Annotated in this window: 11 protein-coding genes and 1 tRNA gene; 2 read left to right on the top strand and 10 right to left on the bottom strand. The window is 40.8% G+C overall.

All coding sequences use genetic code 11. The features are described 5' to 3' along the window. Positions 1-14: 14 nt before the first annotated feature. From WS08_RS00285 to WS08_RS00260, 6 genes are all read right to left on the bottom strand, one after another. On the bottom strand, positions 15-377 hold the full coding sequence (locus WS08_RS00285) for a YxeA family protein (RefSeq protein WP_038527983.1): 363 nt from the start codon (positions 375-377) through the stop codon (positions 15-17). A gap of 136 nt (positions 378-513) precedes the next feature. Continuing rightward, on the bottom strand, positions 514-1,560 hold the full coding sequence (gene adhP, locus WS08_RS00280; protein ID WP_038527980.1) for an alcohol dehydrogenase AdhP: 1,047 nt from the start codon (positions 1,558-1,560) through the stop codon (positions 514-516). Positions 1,561-1,753: 193 nt separating this feature from the next. Beyond that, positions 1,754-5,551 (bottom strand): helicase-exonuclease AddAB subunit AddA, encoded by a 3,798-nt coding sequence (gene addA, locus WS08_RS00275; protein ID WP_009495708.1) that lies wholly within the window; start codon positions 5,549-5,551, stop codon positions 1,754-1,756. After that, complete coding sequence (locus WS08_RS00270) at positions 5,548-9,081, bottom strand: PD-(D/E)XK nuclease family protein (RefSeq protein WP_009495709.1); 3,534 nt, start codon at positions 9,079-9,081, stop codon at positions 5,548-5,550. Before WS08_RS00270 ends, addA begins: the two co-directional genes overlap by 4 nt. A 407-nt stretch (positions 9,082-9,488) precedes the next feature. Then, positions 9,489-10,544 (bottom strand): hypothetical protein, encoded by a 1,056-nt coding sequence (locus tag WS08_RS00265; protein WP_009495710.1) that lies wholly within the window; start codon positions 10,542-10,544, stop codon positions 9,489-9,491. 146 nt (positions 10,545-10,690) lie between these two features. Further along, positions 10,691-12,028, bottom strand: coding sequence for an APC family permease (locus WS08_RS00260; protein ID WP_009495711.1), 1,338 nt, complete (start codon positions 12,026-12,028; stop codon positions 10,691-10,693). Between the two features lie 355 nt (positions 12,029-12,383). On the opposite strand from WS08_RS00260, the gene WS08_RS00255 reads away from it, so the two are divergent. Then, entirely contained in the window at positions 12,384-12,680 is a 297-nt protein-coding gene (locus WS08_RS00255; RefSeq protein ID WP_009495712.1) for a DUF7671 family protein, read from the top strand. A gap of 59 nt (positions 12,681-12,739) precedes the next feature. Here WS08_RS00255 and WS08_RS06940 read toward each other — a convergent pair whose 3' ends face one another. From WS08_RS06940 to leuS, 4 genes are all read right to left on the bottom strand, one after another. Beyond that, positions 12,740-12,877 (bottom strand): hypothetical protein, encoded by a 138-nt coding sequence (locus WS08_RS06940; protein ID WP_200870258.1) that lies wholly within the window; start codon positions 12,875-12,877, stop codon positions 12,740-12,742. Between the two features lie 179 nt (positions 12,878-13,056). After that, positions 13,057-14,982, bottom strand: a complete 1,926-nt coding sequence (locus WS08_RS00250) for a putative polysaccharide biosynthesis protein (protein WP_009495714.1) — start codon at positions 14,980-14,982, stop codon at positions 13,057-13,059. Between the two features lie 25 nt (positions 14,983-15,007). Beyond that, positions 15,008-15,080 (bottom strand) — tRNA-Arg (locus tag WS08_RS00245). Positions 15,081-15,257: 177 nt separating this feature from the next. Then, positions 15,258-17,672, bottom strand: a complete 2,415-nt coding sequence (gene leuS, locus WS08_RS00240; RefSeq protein ID WP_009495715.1) for a leucine--tRNA ligase — start codon at positions 17,670-17,672, stop codon at positions 15,258-15,260. 127 nt (positions 17,673-17,799) lie between these two features. Between leuS and WS08_RS00235 the strand changes: the two genes are divergently transcribed. Continuing rightward, positions 17,800-18,312, top strand: coding sequence for a hypothetical protein (locus WS08_RS00235; protein WP_009495716.1), 513 nt, complete (start codon positions 17,800-17,802; stop codon positions 18,310-18,312). Positions 18,313-18,334: the final 22 nt, after the last annotated feature.

The raw sequence follows: 18,334 nt of genomic DNA, 5'->3' as shown, positions 1-18,334 counted from the left end.
TTTTCTATTTACTTCTACGCACCTAGTGCTTTTTGTGCCTTTTCAGGAACTTCGTTTTGCTTAATAACCTTATATCCAATTGTACGCTTCTTACTTGCGTCTACTTTCACCCATGTACCAACAGGAAACGCCTTATCTTCAAATGCATTCCATTCTAGATCACGGGCTTCCCCTTTATCATTAAAGGCTTTTTCATTATAAGTAAAGACTTCACCCATAGACTTTCCAGAATTATCCTTCATCGTAGTTGGTTGCACATTTGTTGAAACTTGCGTGTAGTACGCTTGCCCCATGTACGTGTCTTTGTAATACATACCACCAGCTACTCCAGCCGCTAGCACACCAACAATTGCAATAAACTTAATAATCTTAGCCATGATACATCCTCCAAAATATCTTTTCTTAAATGTTATATCCGATACACTATATACTATACAAAGAATAATATTATACCTAGATTATTTTGTCAACAAAAAAGCCGATAGTTTTCACTATCGCTTAAAACTTACGCCATTACAATGATGTAAAGTCAAAGACCATACGCCCAGTAATCTTATTGTTGTGCATTTCATCGATAACATCATTAATATCACGAATATCCGCACGTTGTACAATTGGCTTAACTTTCTTTTGCGCTCCGAATTCAAAGGCTTCCGCTAGATCTGTACGCGTTCCCACCAATGATCCACTAACCGTGATACCATCCAATACAGTCTTCACGATATTCAAATCCATGTTACCTTGTGGCAAAGCCACCGCTACCAACTTCCCCATTGGACGTAGTGATTCTACTGCTTGATTAAAAGCTTGGGCATTTACGGCCGTCACCTGAGCATTGTGGACACCACCTGTTTTCGCTTGAATAATTGCAGGCACATCTTCCGTCTTACGGTTAATCAACAATTCGGCCCCGTTTTCACGAGCAGCTTCCAATTTTTCCGGATTTCCATCCACCGCTACAACACGGGCTCCAAACACGTTATGTGCATATTGAATTGCCAAATTACCTAGTCCACCAGCTCCGACAACAGAAACCCATTGCCCTGGCTTCGTTTCTCCAACCTTCAATGACTTATACATGGTCACTCCAGCACAAGTAATTGATGATGCTTCCATTGGATCAAGTCCATCAGGTACTTTAACAGCGTACTTGGCATTAACAACCGCTTGTTGTGCCATACCACCGTCAATTGAATAACCTGAATTGCGTACCTTACGACAAAATGTTTCGTTCCCTGTATTACAGAATTCACAGTTTCCACAGGCATCATAGAACCAAGCAACAGAAACACGATCCCCAACCTTTAGATAGTCGGATGCGCCTTCTCCCAACTTAGACACAATCCCCACTCCTTCGTGACCAATAACGCGGCTAAACTCACGCGGGTTAAATTGGTTTGGATCACCAAAATCACCATTTGCCACATGCAAATCAGTATGACACAATCCACAATATTCCATATCGATCAAAGCTTCCCCAAACCCCAATGCACGTGGTTGCCAATTATCAATTAAATCTACGTATCCATCTAAATTTTGACGTACAACTGCTGCTTTCATAATTCCCAATCCTCCGATTAAAATTAACTTGTTAACTACTTCACAAGTTAATTTTAACAAAGAGCCGGTTATCTTTCAATCTAAAATGTGAATTAAATCACAAAACAAAAGGCAAATAATTTAAAAAAAGATGACAGTTAAGCCCTCAAAGGGCTATCCCGTCATCTTTTTCATTCGTTATATTTTTAATAGATTATCCTAATTCAATTGTTTTTCCAATTGATAATGCATAGATAAACTTCTTAGGTTGTGGCAATCCCATTGCAATTAGTGCCTGCGCATAGATATTTAATTGCCCCGCATAGCGTTCTTTAAGCATTTGCTCAGCATTATCATCAATCATGCGGTCTGTTTTATAGTCAAATAACCATAATTCATCCCCCTTCATGAAATATCCATCGATAATACCATGCACTAACACACGATCGTCGCCTGCAAAGTCTTTATATAACATTTTCGCATCCAACAACAATGAAAAGGGCACTTCTCGCTTTAAACTAGCCTGGTTCAAGACCATCTGTTGGCCTAAATCGGTTCCAGTAAAGAATGTTAGGATACTTTCTCGATTGATTTTCTTGGCGACAGCAACATCTAATAATTCTGATTTAACCAAATCATCGATTGTTTGCCCAATGCCATCTAACGTTGGAACACCCTTAGCTAGATTAATACTTTGCAACACTAAATGCGTCCCCGTTCCAATTGCAGCTGCAGTAACTTGATTAGTCGCCACTTGCATGAATTTAGGTTCTGGCAATTCATCATTTACAAAACGCAATCCAGTCGTGGCTTGTGGATCTAGACGCGTATCTGCCACACCACGTCCTGCTGTAAGGTCTGGGTCTTCAAATAGACGCTTTACTTCTGAAACAGATTGATAGGCTGTTGCATGTGTCGCTGAATCAAATGAATAATCATATTCTAGAACTGGTTGCCAATTCGTTACATCCACATTTGTGATTAGCGGATCAACAACCGGCGTAGTCTCAACAATTTTTGCATCATATTGAGCTACTTCATCGGCTTGCAACTCTGAAAATGTCTTAGTATCGATATTGAATTTGAGCTGATTCGCCAAAAATTCCGCCATCTCTTCTTCTGCTGGCTTCACGAATTCATCCTTTGGTACTAATGGTTTAATATCCGTCAAGTCAACTTCAGCATCTGTGATGTGCAAGCGTTGTTCAATATCAGGATGACGTAACAAGGCCATCCCTGCCAAATCCATATATGACTTTCCTTGTAGACGTACCCATTCAGGTAACATCCAGTCTTGTCCATGTTGACTCAATTGCCACTTATCGAGCATTTGCTTAGCAGTATCATATGATCCCACTAGGAACACTTCTTGTTCCGCACGTGTCAACGCAACATACAGCACACGTAATTGTTCCGCAAAGGCACCTTTTTGGCGGGCCGTTTTAACGACTTCACGTTGAATTGTTGGCAATTGCAGTTGATGTTCCACATCAACGTAATCAATTCCAGCTCCTGCATACGCATCCACTAACACTTTCCCCTTAACTTCATTGGTAGAAACCATGTCGCGGGTACTGTTTAGTAAGAATACAATTGGAAATTCCAATCCTTTTGAACGATGGATGGTCATCAAACGAATACTGTTATCCGTAACATTGGCATCCGCAACACCTAAATCACGTTCTTTTTCTTGTAATTCAGTAATGTAGCTGACGAATTGATACAAGCCAACAAAATTCGATTGTTGGAAACTAGCGGCTCGTTCATATAGCGCATGTAAATTCGCTTGACGTTGTGGTCCAGACGGTAAGCCACCCACGTAATCTAGCCAACCTGTCTTATCAAAAATACGCCAAATCAAGTCAACCAATTGATTTTGTGTCGCCAAAATCTTAAATTCAGCTAGTTGATCCATAAAGCGACTAACAATCATCTTAATGCGCTGAATGGCTTCCACATCCATCCCACCAAAGGTCACATCAGCAATTTCCAATTCATTGAAACATGTTAATGCTTGATAAAAATCACCCTGCATATCTTGTAAACGGATTACAGCCAATGCATTTTCATCAAGCCCATACATTGGTGAACGTAATACCGCCGCCAACGGGATATCTTGATGTGGATTATCAATGATACGCAACAAGCTCAGCATGACGGAAATTTCAGTGGTTTGGAAAAAGTTTTCGGTCCCATCCACCGCCAATGGTAAGTCCAATTTATTGAAGACATCAATCACATCTAAGTTCTGTAATTTAGTCGGCACCAGAATTGTAAAGTCATCATAGGTTGGTCGACGTAATTCTTTCTCTTCACGATCAAAAATACGTGTTGTTTCATCAGCCATCAACGCTTTAATTTTCCAAGCCATTAAGCGAATTTGTCCAATGGTACTTGTGTACTTATCAGCATCATCGTCAACTTCGCTCAGATAAACCAACAACTCTGCATGCTTACTTACTTCTTTGGGATAATAATCCGCACCAGCCACTAATTCTGCCGTACCGGTATATTCCACATCCCCTAATTGTTCACTCATAATTTGTCCGAAAATGTAGTTAATAAACTTCGTAACATTAGGATGTGAACGGAAATTCTCTTGTAGGGTAATCACATCACTTTGATCATCCAACGGATAGTCATGTAATTTACTCCCAAACAAAGAAGGGTCGGCTTGTCGGAACTTATAAATCGATTGCTTAATATCTCCTACTTGGAAGGTATTATCATCCCCAGCAATCCGACTCAAGATGGCTTCTTGTAATTGATTTGTGTCTTGGTATTCATCGACCATGACTTCGCTGTAACGCGCTGACAATTCTTGTACAACGGCATCTTGTTGCACAATTTCTAACGCAAAATGTTCCAGGTCATTAAAATCAACCGTCTTTTGTGCCAATTTTTCTTTCAAAAACGCATCTCGGAATTGTTCTGTAAAGGTCACTAATTGACGTAATGTTGCTTGCGCACCAGTCAACGCCACCTCTTGCCCAGCCTCATCCAAGATAAAGTATTGGCTACGCAATTTATCCAATTGTGTTAAACGATAGTCACGCCCAATTTTAACTGCATCCCAGGCTTCTTTCAGTTCTGCGTCATCTTTACTAAAACGACTGGCTTTCGCTTTTGCATGACGTGCTGCTCCCCACTTTGTAGGTTGGTCATCATTTAACATCATGCGACGTAAATCATCCCAACTCAAATCAGGATTCGCCAACATTTGGTTCATGCTATCAAAGAAATCGGCATCGTTTTCCAAATTCGCTTTACGATTTAATGCTGCTTCACTTTCATCTGTATCTGGTGCTTGGCGTAACGCACGCTCTGCTTCCGCTGCTAATCCAATGATTTCAGCCTTCAATAATGGCAGAACTTCCGTTTGGTAAAACACTGTTTGCGTAAAGTTACCTTCATATGCGTATGCTGTGACCAAATTAGCTAACCATTCTGACGTATCTGGTCGTGCCATTGCAAAATTAAATAGCGTAAAGACTGCTTCCCGTAAGGGACCATCATCTTGACTTGCAGATTTAAATTGCGTGACCAACGCTTTAAAGGTCCCCGCATCATCATTTTCATAGGCATCATTCAAAAGAGATTGATACACATTGTGCATCAATAAAGTCCGCTCAGCATCATCTAACAATCGAAATTGTGGATCCAAATCAATTGTATAGTGATATTGTTCAATGAGACGTAGCGCAAAGGCGTGCAGTGTCGAAATATTAGCCACATTCAACAAACGTAATTGTTTCAATAAATGTTGGCGTTGGTCTCCTTCAGCATCCTGTAAATTGGTGCGAATAACCTTTTCTAGTCGTTCTTTCATTTCTGCGGCTGCGGCTTCGGTAAAAGTTACAATCAAAAATTCATTGATGTTCTCACCAGCCAACAAGCGACGCAACACACGTTCAACTAGGACACGCGTTTTCCCAGATCCGGCTGAAGCCGAAACTAGAATATTTTTACCTTTTGTTTCAATCGCTGCCGATTGCGTTGGCGTAAAATTCATTCCTCTTCCTCCATCTCTTCTTGCATCCAAGTTAACGCATCTTGACGCTTTGTTGGGAACATACTGATGTCTTTATATTGGTTTCCCAATGCCGCATCAAACATCATCACCGGCTTATATGCACTATTGGCTAAGCCAGTTGACGTATTCCCATCTTTAAATGGTTGTAGATCAAAATGACCCGTTAGAATTTCATCCCCAATACGACGAACTTGATATTCGTTAAATTGTGTCAAAACAGCTAATTCATCATCAGTATAGGTATTATCACCTGTCTTACTAATCGCTCCCTTTGACGTACGCTTAAAGCCGTACAAGCTAGGTTGTCCTTCTTGTGGGTCTAACGTCTCTAGGTATGATTCATCTCGAGTCAACACACCGGCGTAACTTCCATTGGTCGCATTCACTTCTGTACTAGCTGAAACCATCTCTGACCAAGCTAAATTACTGTCTAAATCACTTGCTTTAACCCATGGTACTTGTGCATTCCAATACAATGCACCACCCACCGGTGTCGTTGTGTTTTGTGCAATCGCTGCCCAATAAGTCATTAATTGTAATTCAAGTCCGGCAATAACCTTATTCAATTTGAAATCACGTTCACTAGACTTGTAATCAACGACAGTAACAAAACGTTGGTCGCCAGCTTGCATTTCATCCATACGGTCAATCTTTCCACGCAAAGTTAAACTACCTTGGTTAAGATCATACTTTACCGGCGCTAAGCCTTGAGCACCCAATCCAAATGTTGTTTCGACCGCTTGTGTTTGCACACGATGGTTGGTTGGTTGACCACGCTTCATCTTCAATACCGTTGCCGCAACTTGTTGAACCAATTGGGTTGTCAAATAAGCCATCTGTGGTGAACTTTTGAAAATTTCTAATTCTTGTTCTTCGCCCGCTAAGATAGTTTCCATTGTTTTCGTCACGCGCTGAGTAATCTCAGTATCCGTTAATTCACCTAGTACGAGATTTTCTTGAATTAACGACATGAAAAATTGTTCAAAGCCGGCGTGAATTAACGTTCCTTTATCTGCAGGGGTTAGCTGTAAGACTTGTCGTTCTTGCAAACGAAGCCCATATGATAAGAAAAATTCATATGGATTGCGTGCAAAAGTTTGTAGGCGAGACACTGACATCTTCAAATCACGTCCAAATAAAGCGTCCACTAATCCACTTGATAGCTGGGCAACCTGGTTGTGATAATTCAAACTCTGCATCAGATGCATCGTCATTTCAGGTTTAATTTGTGATACTTGTTGGCGTAGACTTTGCCATGCAGTACTAATTGGCAATTTGTTTAGATGCGCAATTTGTTCCATACGAATGACATGCGCCAAAGTCGTGGCTGGAGAGCCGACGAATTGTCCGATATTTTCACTCGTTGGGTCAGGTAATGGCACAAATGTTGTTTCTGCCATGTTCACAAAATGAGCGTTTAAACGAACGATATAAGTTGATCCGGATAAACTACTATCCCCGTCACTCGTTGGATATGACCAAATTAAACGTTGGGTTGGACTCATCATGGCGTTATACATCAAAAGTGATTCTTCGGCCATTTGCTTATCTGCTGTATCACGTAATTTCGCTGACTCTGGTAGTAATGGCAAGAGCAATTCACGATCCCCATCATTCAAAATCGCTTTTGTACGAGTCGTTGCCGGCAATTGTTGGGCTGTGGCACCAAAAATAATTGCTGTTTGATAGTTCTGTCCTTGCACGATTCCACTTTCAGTAATACGAACTTGGTCCATCGTGGCTGGAATACCTGTGTATGTCGCACTGTCAAAACCAGCGACTAAGGTTTCACGTAAATCCGGCACACTCATATGTTCATTTCCAAAGATATCCACGAAATCGTCCAAGAGATTCATCAAAGTTTGCCAAACTTGTTCTGGTTGTTGCCCACGGAACAAATCACCTTGTTGAATTGCTTCATCACGCCAACCTAGCAAACGTGCGCTCACACCTTGCTCAGTCAAAAAGACATACAATGCTCGCACCATTGTTTGCGTATCCGGTGCGTCCTTTAATGCCTGCAAAAAAGGCACAATGATTTGACTAACTTGGTCATGAATCAAAGCCAGTTGACGGTTACGTAAAGTTAATTGTGCTTGCGTCGCCTCATCTTCGACATTTGAAACCTTCCAATCATATTGCCACGGTGTCTCTGATTCCCATTGCCATCCTTGAATATTCTTAGCTAGCACGTAATTTTCAGTAATCGCCAACGCTTCCCGGTAGTCTTGAATATCCACATCGGTTGGTACAAGTAATTCATTTTTCAATAATTGCATCAATGTACGTGTTGTGAAGCGTTCTAATCCCAATAATTGCTTAATAAACGCTACCAACGGATGCGTGTTCATTTGCTTGTCCGCATCCATAAAGAACGGAATACCCATGCGATTAAAAATCGCTGGAATCATGTTGGTATATGGATTCAGATCACGCGCCATCAACAAATAATCGCGATAACGGGCATTACCCATGGCCACTTCTTGTCGAATTTGACGAGCCATTTGTTCAATTTCTTGATAGGCCGTATTCGCTTTCCAAACCTCTAGTTCATTAGCAACTACATGGGCCTTTTCTTGCGGTACGCCTTCTTGTTCATACGTAATCCAGAATTTTTCAACTGCTTTCATCGTTGCGCTCATATCACGTTGCGCTTCAATGTTTACCACACTTGTTTCAATCCCGCCATCTTGGGCAACACCTTGGAAACGACGCCCTAACATCTTAGGCTTATAGAATAAATCATTTTCATCTGTTTGTGCTTCACGTAAACTTGCAGATCCTGCATCAGAAGGTAGTGCAATAGTGACATTCCCTGCTTCTGCGATTAACGCTTCAACCACACCCGCTTCACCGTTCGTCATTTGAGAATAACGATTAATAAAGAAATGATGTTTTGATAAATCAACTTTATCTGTACGTAAAAACACTTTCAACGCTTGTAGTAAGTCCGCACTTAAATAACGCCCTTGATCTTTTAGAAAAGCATCTAGGCGTTGGCCAATTAGACTTAAATCGTGCATCTTACGTTGCAGAGTTTCAGGTGTTTGTTCATCAACACTTAATTCTGCCACTTCATCCCAACTCAAATTCGCTTGTTTAATTTCTAGTAATTGATCCGAAAATTGGCTGATGAATCCAGGCTTAGACAACATATTACCGTATAACGCTAACTCATCTTTTGCCCCACGCAATAAACGTTGTACCAACATCGCTAATCCATCACTTGATACATTCGCTTGTTGGTACAAAGCATCATCTTGCATGTAATACCAAGCCAACCGACTTAGCGAGAATACTTGTACACGTGGAACAGCTAAAGCACGTCCTTGATGTCCCATCATTTCAGATAGACGTGTCAGCACGTTAATTTCGCTTTCAAACTTAATATGGTTTGGCACAATATAGAATAATTGTGCTTCTGAATCAGCCTCTAGGAGCTGCTTCATGTCTTCTAACAAAGCATATTCATGATCAGCACTTGCTGGACCGAATTTCAAATTCAACATTTCATCTCCTCCTTCGTGAGTAACCTCATACTATCCTGCCCAACAAAAAGGTAGTCAATCCTCACAATCCCCGGTGTCTATGTATCACCCAAATTGTTCTATTTATATCTCTGACATTTCGGTATAACTCAAATGCCATTTTAAGCACCATACTCGCTACAATTCTCGATGCTTCGGCATGTTGTAATTGTATGCACATACCTGATATATCCCTGTTATTATCTTTATCTAGTATAACAAAACACGAAAGTTTACTTGATGATTCATAGATAAAATTTCATATCAATTGTTTAAAAACAATATTTATACGTATAAACATTGTGATCGATTAAAAAAACACCAAAACAAACGGTTCTGAATTGAACGACTTGTTTCGGTGTATATGAATAGGCTCTGAGTGATCGTGGTTAATCAATCGTTTTGACTTTTTGAATAATCTTTTTCACTTTGTATAGTGGCATTGGTACATGCTTTTCATCGAAGTATTCAACATCCACCACTTCAACAATTTTAGGCGTACCCGCGCCACCAACAGGCACAACAACATGATCCCCCACATCAATCGAGTCATCATCTGTCAGATAATAGTACGTATTCCCACCATCGGTAAATTCAACGCTACAGTAAATATATTCATGCGTGTTACCGCCTTTAAATATGTCTCCCAGCGTATGTGCTGTTAATGACTTTTGCACCTCATATGTGAAATCAGCAAACAATTCCGGTAAGCCTTTATCATCAAAAGCACCTACGATTTCCGCCTCAGAATCATCAGCAAATGTGATGTGCATATGATAATACGTGCTTTCCTGTTTATTCAACGCTTGAATCACAGGCGCACCTTGTTGATGGGCTATTTGAACCAGGTTAGCTTGTTCTAAAACCGATAGTGCTCGTGTAATCTGCTGTTTCTTTTTAAACACAATATTTTGTGTCACAACAGCCCCAGCAGTCGTTAGGGTTTCATACACAATCGATTCTGGCGAACGACGCAATATTAATTGCTCTTTATAATCATGTTCCCAGTCAGCGGTTTCGATTGGTTCATAATACTTCAATTCAAGATGTTTAATTTCCACATCTCGTGTTTTTCCATCAAACGCCCAAACTTGTAGATTCAACGCTTCACGAATTAAATCAGATAAATTGTGTTGTCCAACTAATAACGTTTGCCCGAAATGACCCCGAAAATGAAATACGTTCCCTTCATCATTTGTGATTGCAATATGCCAAACATTTTCTACTAATCCAACGCCCGATGGGTGAATCTCTCTAAAATAAGCCGTCACTGTATGAATTACGTTCATCGCCTGTGCGGCATCAACTTGTTTCTCTAACGTATCAAATGTCACACTACCATCATTTTTAACTTCGATGCGTTGTGTTTCACTGATTTCTGTATTTCTTTCTGTGACCAATTCAAATGAAATTGGCAATCCGATAAATTGCTGCCCAACTGACATATACTCAGTCCCCCTATTCCCAACATTTGTTTCTATTTTACAACAAACACATCATATACAAAAACATTCTTTTCTAATATACATACCTTATTCACGAACGCATATAAAAAACCTCGAAAGAATCCTTTCGAGGTTTTTGTATGATGTTATTTTACGTTATTTTTCTTAGTGTAGTAGTAATAGACTGGTAATCCCAGTCCAACCATAACCATTGAAATCATAACACTTTGGAAATCGTATCGTAGGGTTGAAACCAATACAAAGATAGCTCCACCAATCGCAATCAATGGTGTGATTGGGTACAAAGGTGTCTTAAACAAAGGCGCTTCTTGTGTATCTGGGTTCTTCTTGCTTTGGTGACGCAAGATAAAGATTCCGAAGAAAGCAGCTGTGTAGAAAATCCAGATTGTAAAGATCGCAATATCTGATAGACGGTCAGCTGAGTTTGTAAACAAAGCAATTGCAATTGCCATAGAAGCAACTGACAAGATAGCTGAGATTGGTTCTTGAGTCTTCTTGTTTAGGTGTGACAAGTACTTAGGGAACAAACCATCCTTAGCCATTGCGTAAGCCATACGAGGGAACGCAATCATCTTACCGTTCAATGTTCCCCACATTGAGATAATGATTGTAATACTCAAGGCACGTCCACCAAATTCACCGAAGGCTTGTGTTGCCATGACGAAAGTTGAGTTGTTTTGCAATTGAATAATTTCAGAAGCTGGTAATGCACGGTATACAGCGTATGTGACTCCAACATAGGCCAAAACGATGATTGTTACACCGTATACGATTGAACGAGGCATGTCACGACGTGGGTTCTTTAATTCTCCAGCCAAGTTAGATAGCAAAATCCAACCATCATAGGCAAACAATGTTGCCAAAACGGCCATTCCGAATCCACCCTTAGCAGTTGATGTTAATTGTTCTACTGTTTGACCTAAGGCATGTACTTCACCAAAGAACAATCCGTATCCAATCAACAAGACAATTGGAATCATCTTGATTGATGTTGTTAGCATTTGGAACGCAGCCGTTACACGGTTTTCCAAAACGTTAATCAAAACAACCAACAAGATATATGAAATTGTGATCCAACGTGCTGATTCAATTGGTAATCCCAAGAAGTTTGCTGTCAAATATGCTGCATATCCCCCAATTGAGGCAATAACAGCTGGGGCATAAACGATAACTTGCATCCAACCAGTTAAGAACCCGGCTGCAGAACCATACAATGATTCAATGTAACTATATAGTCCACCAGTCTTTGGTAAACGTGCTGCGACTTCTGAAATAGTTAGTCCCGCTGCTAGTGTAATAATACCCCCAACAACCCAAGCTGAAAGACCAGCAGTTGTCCCACCGGCTTGTTCCAAAACACTCGCTTGCTTAAAAAAGACTCCTGATCCAATAACTGTTCCAATAACCAAAGACAATCCTGCCCACAGCCCCATTGAACGCTTTAGTTTGACACCTTCTGACATTACTCCAAACCCCTTAATATGTTCTGTTCCGATAAATAACATTGATAACGTGGTATTGCTGTTAAACGATTAACGTTTGATAACCGCAATATTCAACGACATTTAGAATATCACACATTTCCGCCATAAAGCAAACATTAAAATTTAAAAAGGCTGTTTTCTACTCATTTTTTTCATATAACTGAATGATTAAGAAAACAAGTAATTACATAGTTCGGTTTTAGCTTAATTATTTTATGTTTTCTGTAATAAAAATCGTCCCCTTACGAAAGCCATTTTGATCATAAAATCAGATTCGACGCCGATTTTCTTGCCCTTTTGTTATAATAAGAACCATCAGAAAGGTGGTTTGATAATGGCAAGTAAATATCCCACGCTCGAATTAATCGGCATTGTCCTAACGCCTACAAATAACGGTGGCTTTACCCCCAAAGAGCCCATTACGACGCATAGTTGGCGTATTGGGAAACATACAAAGGGTAAATATACGCAACCTGGTCAATTATTTTTAACTGAAAATCAACAAACTGTCGTTATTATGGATACACGTGCCTTAAAGTTCAACGCACGTCATGACATAACACCTATGAGTAGATTCTTAACGACTAATCTTGATCCCGAGACATTTGACCGCCTACTAGGCAAAATTTAAGGCAAAAAAAAGACCAACGTATATCTACGTTGGTCTTTTTTATAAATTGAAATATCAAATTACTTTGAGTTCAATTCGGCAGTACCCTTAGCCCATTGTTGGATGTTGACAATTTCAGCAACACGTTGCTTCTTCTTAGTGTCGTTTCCAACTGGACGACGGCTTGCCCATGAGTTATATGGTGACTTCATAGCCATAGTTAAATTCCTCCATCTAGTGTTATCGATAACCATATTATTATAGCCATTATTCAACCTAACGTCAAATCAATTAGAGACATTTGCATTAGGTTTCCACTTTTCCACTATATATATTGAGTTATCCACATATTATTGGTGTTTTCCACAGGTTATCCACAGGTTTTTGTGGATAACTTTTAGAATGGTAATTTCTTTGCTAGACGCTCAGCACGCGGACCAAGTACATCTACTGCTAATGGTGTCTTTAAAGCAGCAATACCATAGATAGCGGCCCCTACACCACCAACTATGATAATAATAATAAGCTGCATCAACTTACCTGTCCCCAATACACCACTCAGCATCATGCTTAATGGTAGTGTCACCGCGAACATAATTAGGCTCCAGAACAAGATAATCACAAGAGACTTATTAAATGGTTCCCAATCAATTTCATAATCTCGACTTAGTCGACGCAAAGCTAGATAAATTCCGATTGCGAACGCAATAGCCGTTGACATCAATGGGCCCATTCCCGCAAACCAAAGCGTTAATGGTACTTGCAAAGCTAACTTAGCAAAAATAATGATACCAAGTAATAGAACAGTCTCTCGTAAACGACCTAATCCTTGATACAAGGCCAAAACAACCATGTATAACCCGAGAACGATTGATGTAATACTTGCATATTGCAAGATCAATGTTCCATTGTGTAGGTCATTTGTGTTGTAGAACAACAAGTATAATGGTTGCGCAATCACTGCCATCCCCAACGCTGCAGGAACCATAACAAAGCTCAATAGCTTCATAGCATACGTGATACGGTCACTAATGACTTCACGATCACCGGTTTCACGCGCACGTGCCAACAAAGGCAACGCCGTTTCAGCTAGTCCGACTGCTAAAGATACTGTCAGCATGACCAACTTATTTGAATTGAATGCGAATTGCGCATACATAGTTTGGATATCTAAAGTCCCAAAAGACGTAAAAGTGCGCATAATATTTCCAAACGTATACTGGTCAATCAATTGTACTAGGGCAATCGCTGATCCACCCAGAATAACTGGAACAGATTGGCGAGCCATGCGTAACATTAATTGACGTGTATCAACATCTTCAACTTGTGTTGATTGTTCTTCTTGACGCTTGAAGAAATCACGACGACGGAAAATGCAGTAAATCAAAACCACGATTCCAGCTAGGGCTCCCCAGAAAGCAGCGAAAGTAGATTGCACAGTTGCGTCTACCCAGCTACCTTGGTTAACCACCATAATCCAGTATGTTAAGGCCAACATGTAGATGACACGGACAACTTGCTCAATGAATTGTGACAGCGCTGATGGCCCCATCATTTCATATCCTTGCAAGAAACCACGCAACATCGCCAAAATTGGAATAACCAATACGGCCGCAGACAATGAACGAATGACTAAGACAACATTCGGGTCACCTTGTGATAGAAGACCGGCAAACAGATACAAAAATGCAGCTGCGGCGAATCCCATTGCACCACCAAGTAACAAAGATTGTCTCAAAACTTGTTTAACTGTCGTAAATTCTTTTTTAGCACTGTACTCAGCTACTAAACGGGCTACCACATTAGGCAGACCGGCAGTCGCAACCATCAAGGCCACACCGTAGATTTGATATCCTTGGGCATATAGCGAATTCGCTTGATTGAAATACACATTTCCAATCATCGCAACCCACGGAATAATGTAAATTGCCCCTAGGAATCGAGAAGCAAGACTTCCAATGGTCATCCACATTGAACCTCGTAACATACGTGAGGCTGCATTTGCTTCATCGAAGTCAGAAATCTCTTCCTCTTCTCCTGTCGCTTCCAAAGCATCCAACTCTTGTTGTACTTGAGACAAATCAATTAGTGTTGTTGCACCTAGACGAGGTGCTTGGTCCACAAATTGATTTCCTGCAACATAAGTTGGCCCTTCTGGTTCGGTGAACGTCAATTCTTCCGGATTTGGTGCATCCTTAGCAAAGGGATCGGATACTTCATGTACATCGATTTCCTTTGGTTCTGATGCTGGGGTTGGTACTGTATTTAATTGTTTGGTATCAGTATCCTGCAGCGATACTGGGCGTTCATCTTCATCCGTCATTGGTTGTTCTCCTCCCCAAATTTGATGACGCTACACAGACTCGAACTGTGATCTAAGGCTTAGGAGGCCCTTGTTCTATCCCGTTGAACTATAGCGCCAAGTTACTATGACATAAAATAGCCACGCTAACTCCAATTATAACCGATTTAACCTTAAAATCAGCACTATTCACAAGCAATTTTACAAACAATTTCTACGGTTCATATTTTAAAGCGGTTTAATTCATGGATATAACAAAAAAAGACACTCGAAAGTGTCTTTTCCATTAAATTCAATTAAACAACGATGTTAACAAGCTTTCCTGGAACTGCAATAACCTTCTTAGGTTCTGCACCATCTAGCCACTTTTGGATTGTTTCATCCGCTAGCGCAAGAGCTTGCATTTGTTCACGATCAGCGTCAGCAGGAATCATGATGTTTGCACGAACCTTACCGTTCACTTGTACAACCAACTTGATTTCTGATTCAACTAGCGCAGCTTCATCGTATGTTGGCCAAGCGCTGTAAGTCATTGTTTCTTCAGGGTGAAGGAATGACCATAGCTCTTCTGCCAAATGCGGTGCAACTGGGTTCAACAATTGCAAGAATCCTTCCATGTAAGCAACAGGAATCATATCAACCTTGTATGCTTCGTTCACGAAAATCATCATTTGTGAAATTGCTGTGTTGAAACGTAAGTTTTCGTAATCGTCTGTTACCTTCTTAACTGTTTCGTTGTAGACCTTCTTTAGCTTTTCATCATCTGCAGTTGTGATACGGTCACGTAGCTTATCTTCTTCATCGATAAACAAACGCCATACACGATCCAACCAACGACGTGATCCAGCCAAACCTTCTTCAGACCAAGCAATTGATTGGTCCAAAGGTCCCATAAACATTTCGTACATACGAAGTGTGTCGGCACCATATTCTTCAACGACATCATCAGGGTTAACAACGTTACCCTTAGACTTAGACATCTTTTCATGGTTTTCACCAAGAATCATACCTTGGTTAGCCAATGATTGGAATGGTTCCTTTGTTGGAACAACGCCTAGATCGTACAACACCTTGTGCCAGAAACGGGCGTACAACAAGTGCAATACGGCGTGTTCTGCTCCACCAATGTACAAGTCTACTGATTGCCAGTAATCAATTGCTTCCTTAGAAACCAATTCCTTGTCATTGTGTGGATCCATGTAGCGTAGGTAGTACCATGATGAACCAGCCCATTGTGGCATTGTGTTCGTTTCACGCTTTCCCTTACGTCCATTTTCGTCAACAACGTTAACCCAGTCATCAACGTTAACCAATGGTGATTCACCCGTACCTGAAGGCATGATGTTATCAACTTCTGGCAAACGCAATGGCAATTCTTCTTCTGGTACAAGTGTTGTTTCGCCATCTTCCCAGTGAATTACTGGAATTGGTTCACCCCAGTAACGTTGACGTGAGAAAATCCAATCGCGCAAACGATAGTTCACACGCTTTTCACCAGCACCGTTTTCAGTCAACCAAGTAATGGCTGCATCAATTGCAGTGGCCTTGTCCATCCCATCCCAGTCTCCTGAGTTAATGTGAACACCATCACCAGTGTACGCTGCTTCTGAGATGTCGCCACCTTCAATAACTTGTACCATTGGCAATCCGTACTTTGTTGCAAATTCAAAATCACGTTGGTCATGGGCTGGCACGGCCATAACCGCTCCAGTTCCATATGAAGCCAAAACATAATCCCCAACCCAGATTGGTAATTGTTCACCATTTACAGGGTTAGTTGCGTAGGCACCAGTAAAGACCCCAGACTTATCCTTGTTCAAGTCTGTACGTTCCAAGTCAGACTTTGTTGCCAAAGTTTCCTTGAAGTCAGCAACTGCGGCCTTTTGGTCGTCAGTCACAATCTTTTCAACTAGGTCATGTTCAGGAGACAAAACAACGTAAGTTGCCCCATGCAATGTGTCTGCACGTGTTGTAAAGACTTCAATTGCTGCATCGTTACCAACAACAGGGAAGTTTACAGCCGCTCCAATTGAACGACCAATCCAGTTACGTTGTTGTTCCTTAATTGCATCTGGCCAGTCCAAGTCTTCCAAATCATCAATCAAACGATCAGCATAAGCAGTGATCTTCAATGCCCATTGACGCATTGGTACACGGTACACTGGGAATCCACCACGTTCCGTCTTACCATCGATGATTTCTTCGTTGGCCACAACTGTTCCACCGTTGTAATCTGGTGCCCAGTTAACCATAATTTCATCTTCGTATGCCAAGTCCATCTTGTACAATTGTTCAAAGATCCATTGTGTCCACTTGTAGTAGTTAGGATCTGTTGTATTCACTTCACGTGACCAATCGTATGATAGTCCCAATGCCTTCATTTGACGACGGAAGTTCTTAACGTTTTCACGTGTCACAGTCTTAGGATCAGATCCTGTCTTGATTGCGTATTCTTCAGTTGGCAAACCGAACGCATCAAATCCCATTGGATGCAAGACATTAAACCCTTGCATACGCTTCATACGAGAAACGATATCAGTCGCTGTGTATCCTTCTGGATGACCAACGTGTAGCCCTTGCCCTGATGGGAATGGGAACATGTCCATTGCAAAATACTTTTCTTTATCATGGGCACTAGAAGTCTTGAACGTTTGGTTCGCATCCCAATAGTGTTGCCACTTTTTTTCAATTGTTTGATGTTGATATGCCATTTTAAATATCCTCACTTTAATCACTTAACTGTACCAAAAAATAGCCTTGCTTTCAATGTTCCACACCTAATGTCGTCCTTGGTTTTATGGTACACTGAAACCAATATCTTAAACCGGAGGAAATGCCATGCGTTCTGTACAAAAATTAGCGCAAACAACGCTCGATGAAGCTATTCAAATTGGAGATTTAACGATTGATGCAACCATCAACCATGGTGATATCACACGTTTCCTAGCTAGTCGCGTAGGAGTCGACGGAAAAGTCTTGGCTTTTTCAGAAACTAAAGCTCATATCGATGACGTCGCAACGTCTTTGTTTTTAAGCGGGCTTCATGAACGAGTGGATCTAATTAGCAAGCCATACACCGCCATCCCCAATTACTTAGATCCAACTACACCAATTGGTGCTGCAATTTTTCAAATTGACGAAAACGATAATCAAGAGACACTACTAACAACAATCAAGATGCTTCTTTTGAACTTAAAAGAAAATGGTCTAATTTTGTTACTAGCACCTCAAGCGGCGCATATTGCCAATATTGCAGAATATGCAACGAAATTACCTACCAATACGTATGAAGTTGAACAATTCACTGATTTATTGATTGGTGAAACAGCCCTACTTTTACAACGTAAATAATCAGATATAAACGCGAGGTACG

Source organism: Weissella tructae (genome assembly GCF_000732905.1).
In the GTDB taxonomy this organism is placed as follows: Bacteria; Bacillota; Bacilli; order Lactobacillales; family Lactobacillaceae; genus Weissella; species Weissella tructae.
Note: the sequence above shows the minus strand (reverse complement) of the source record. Positions and strands in the feature narration are given on the sequence as shown.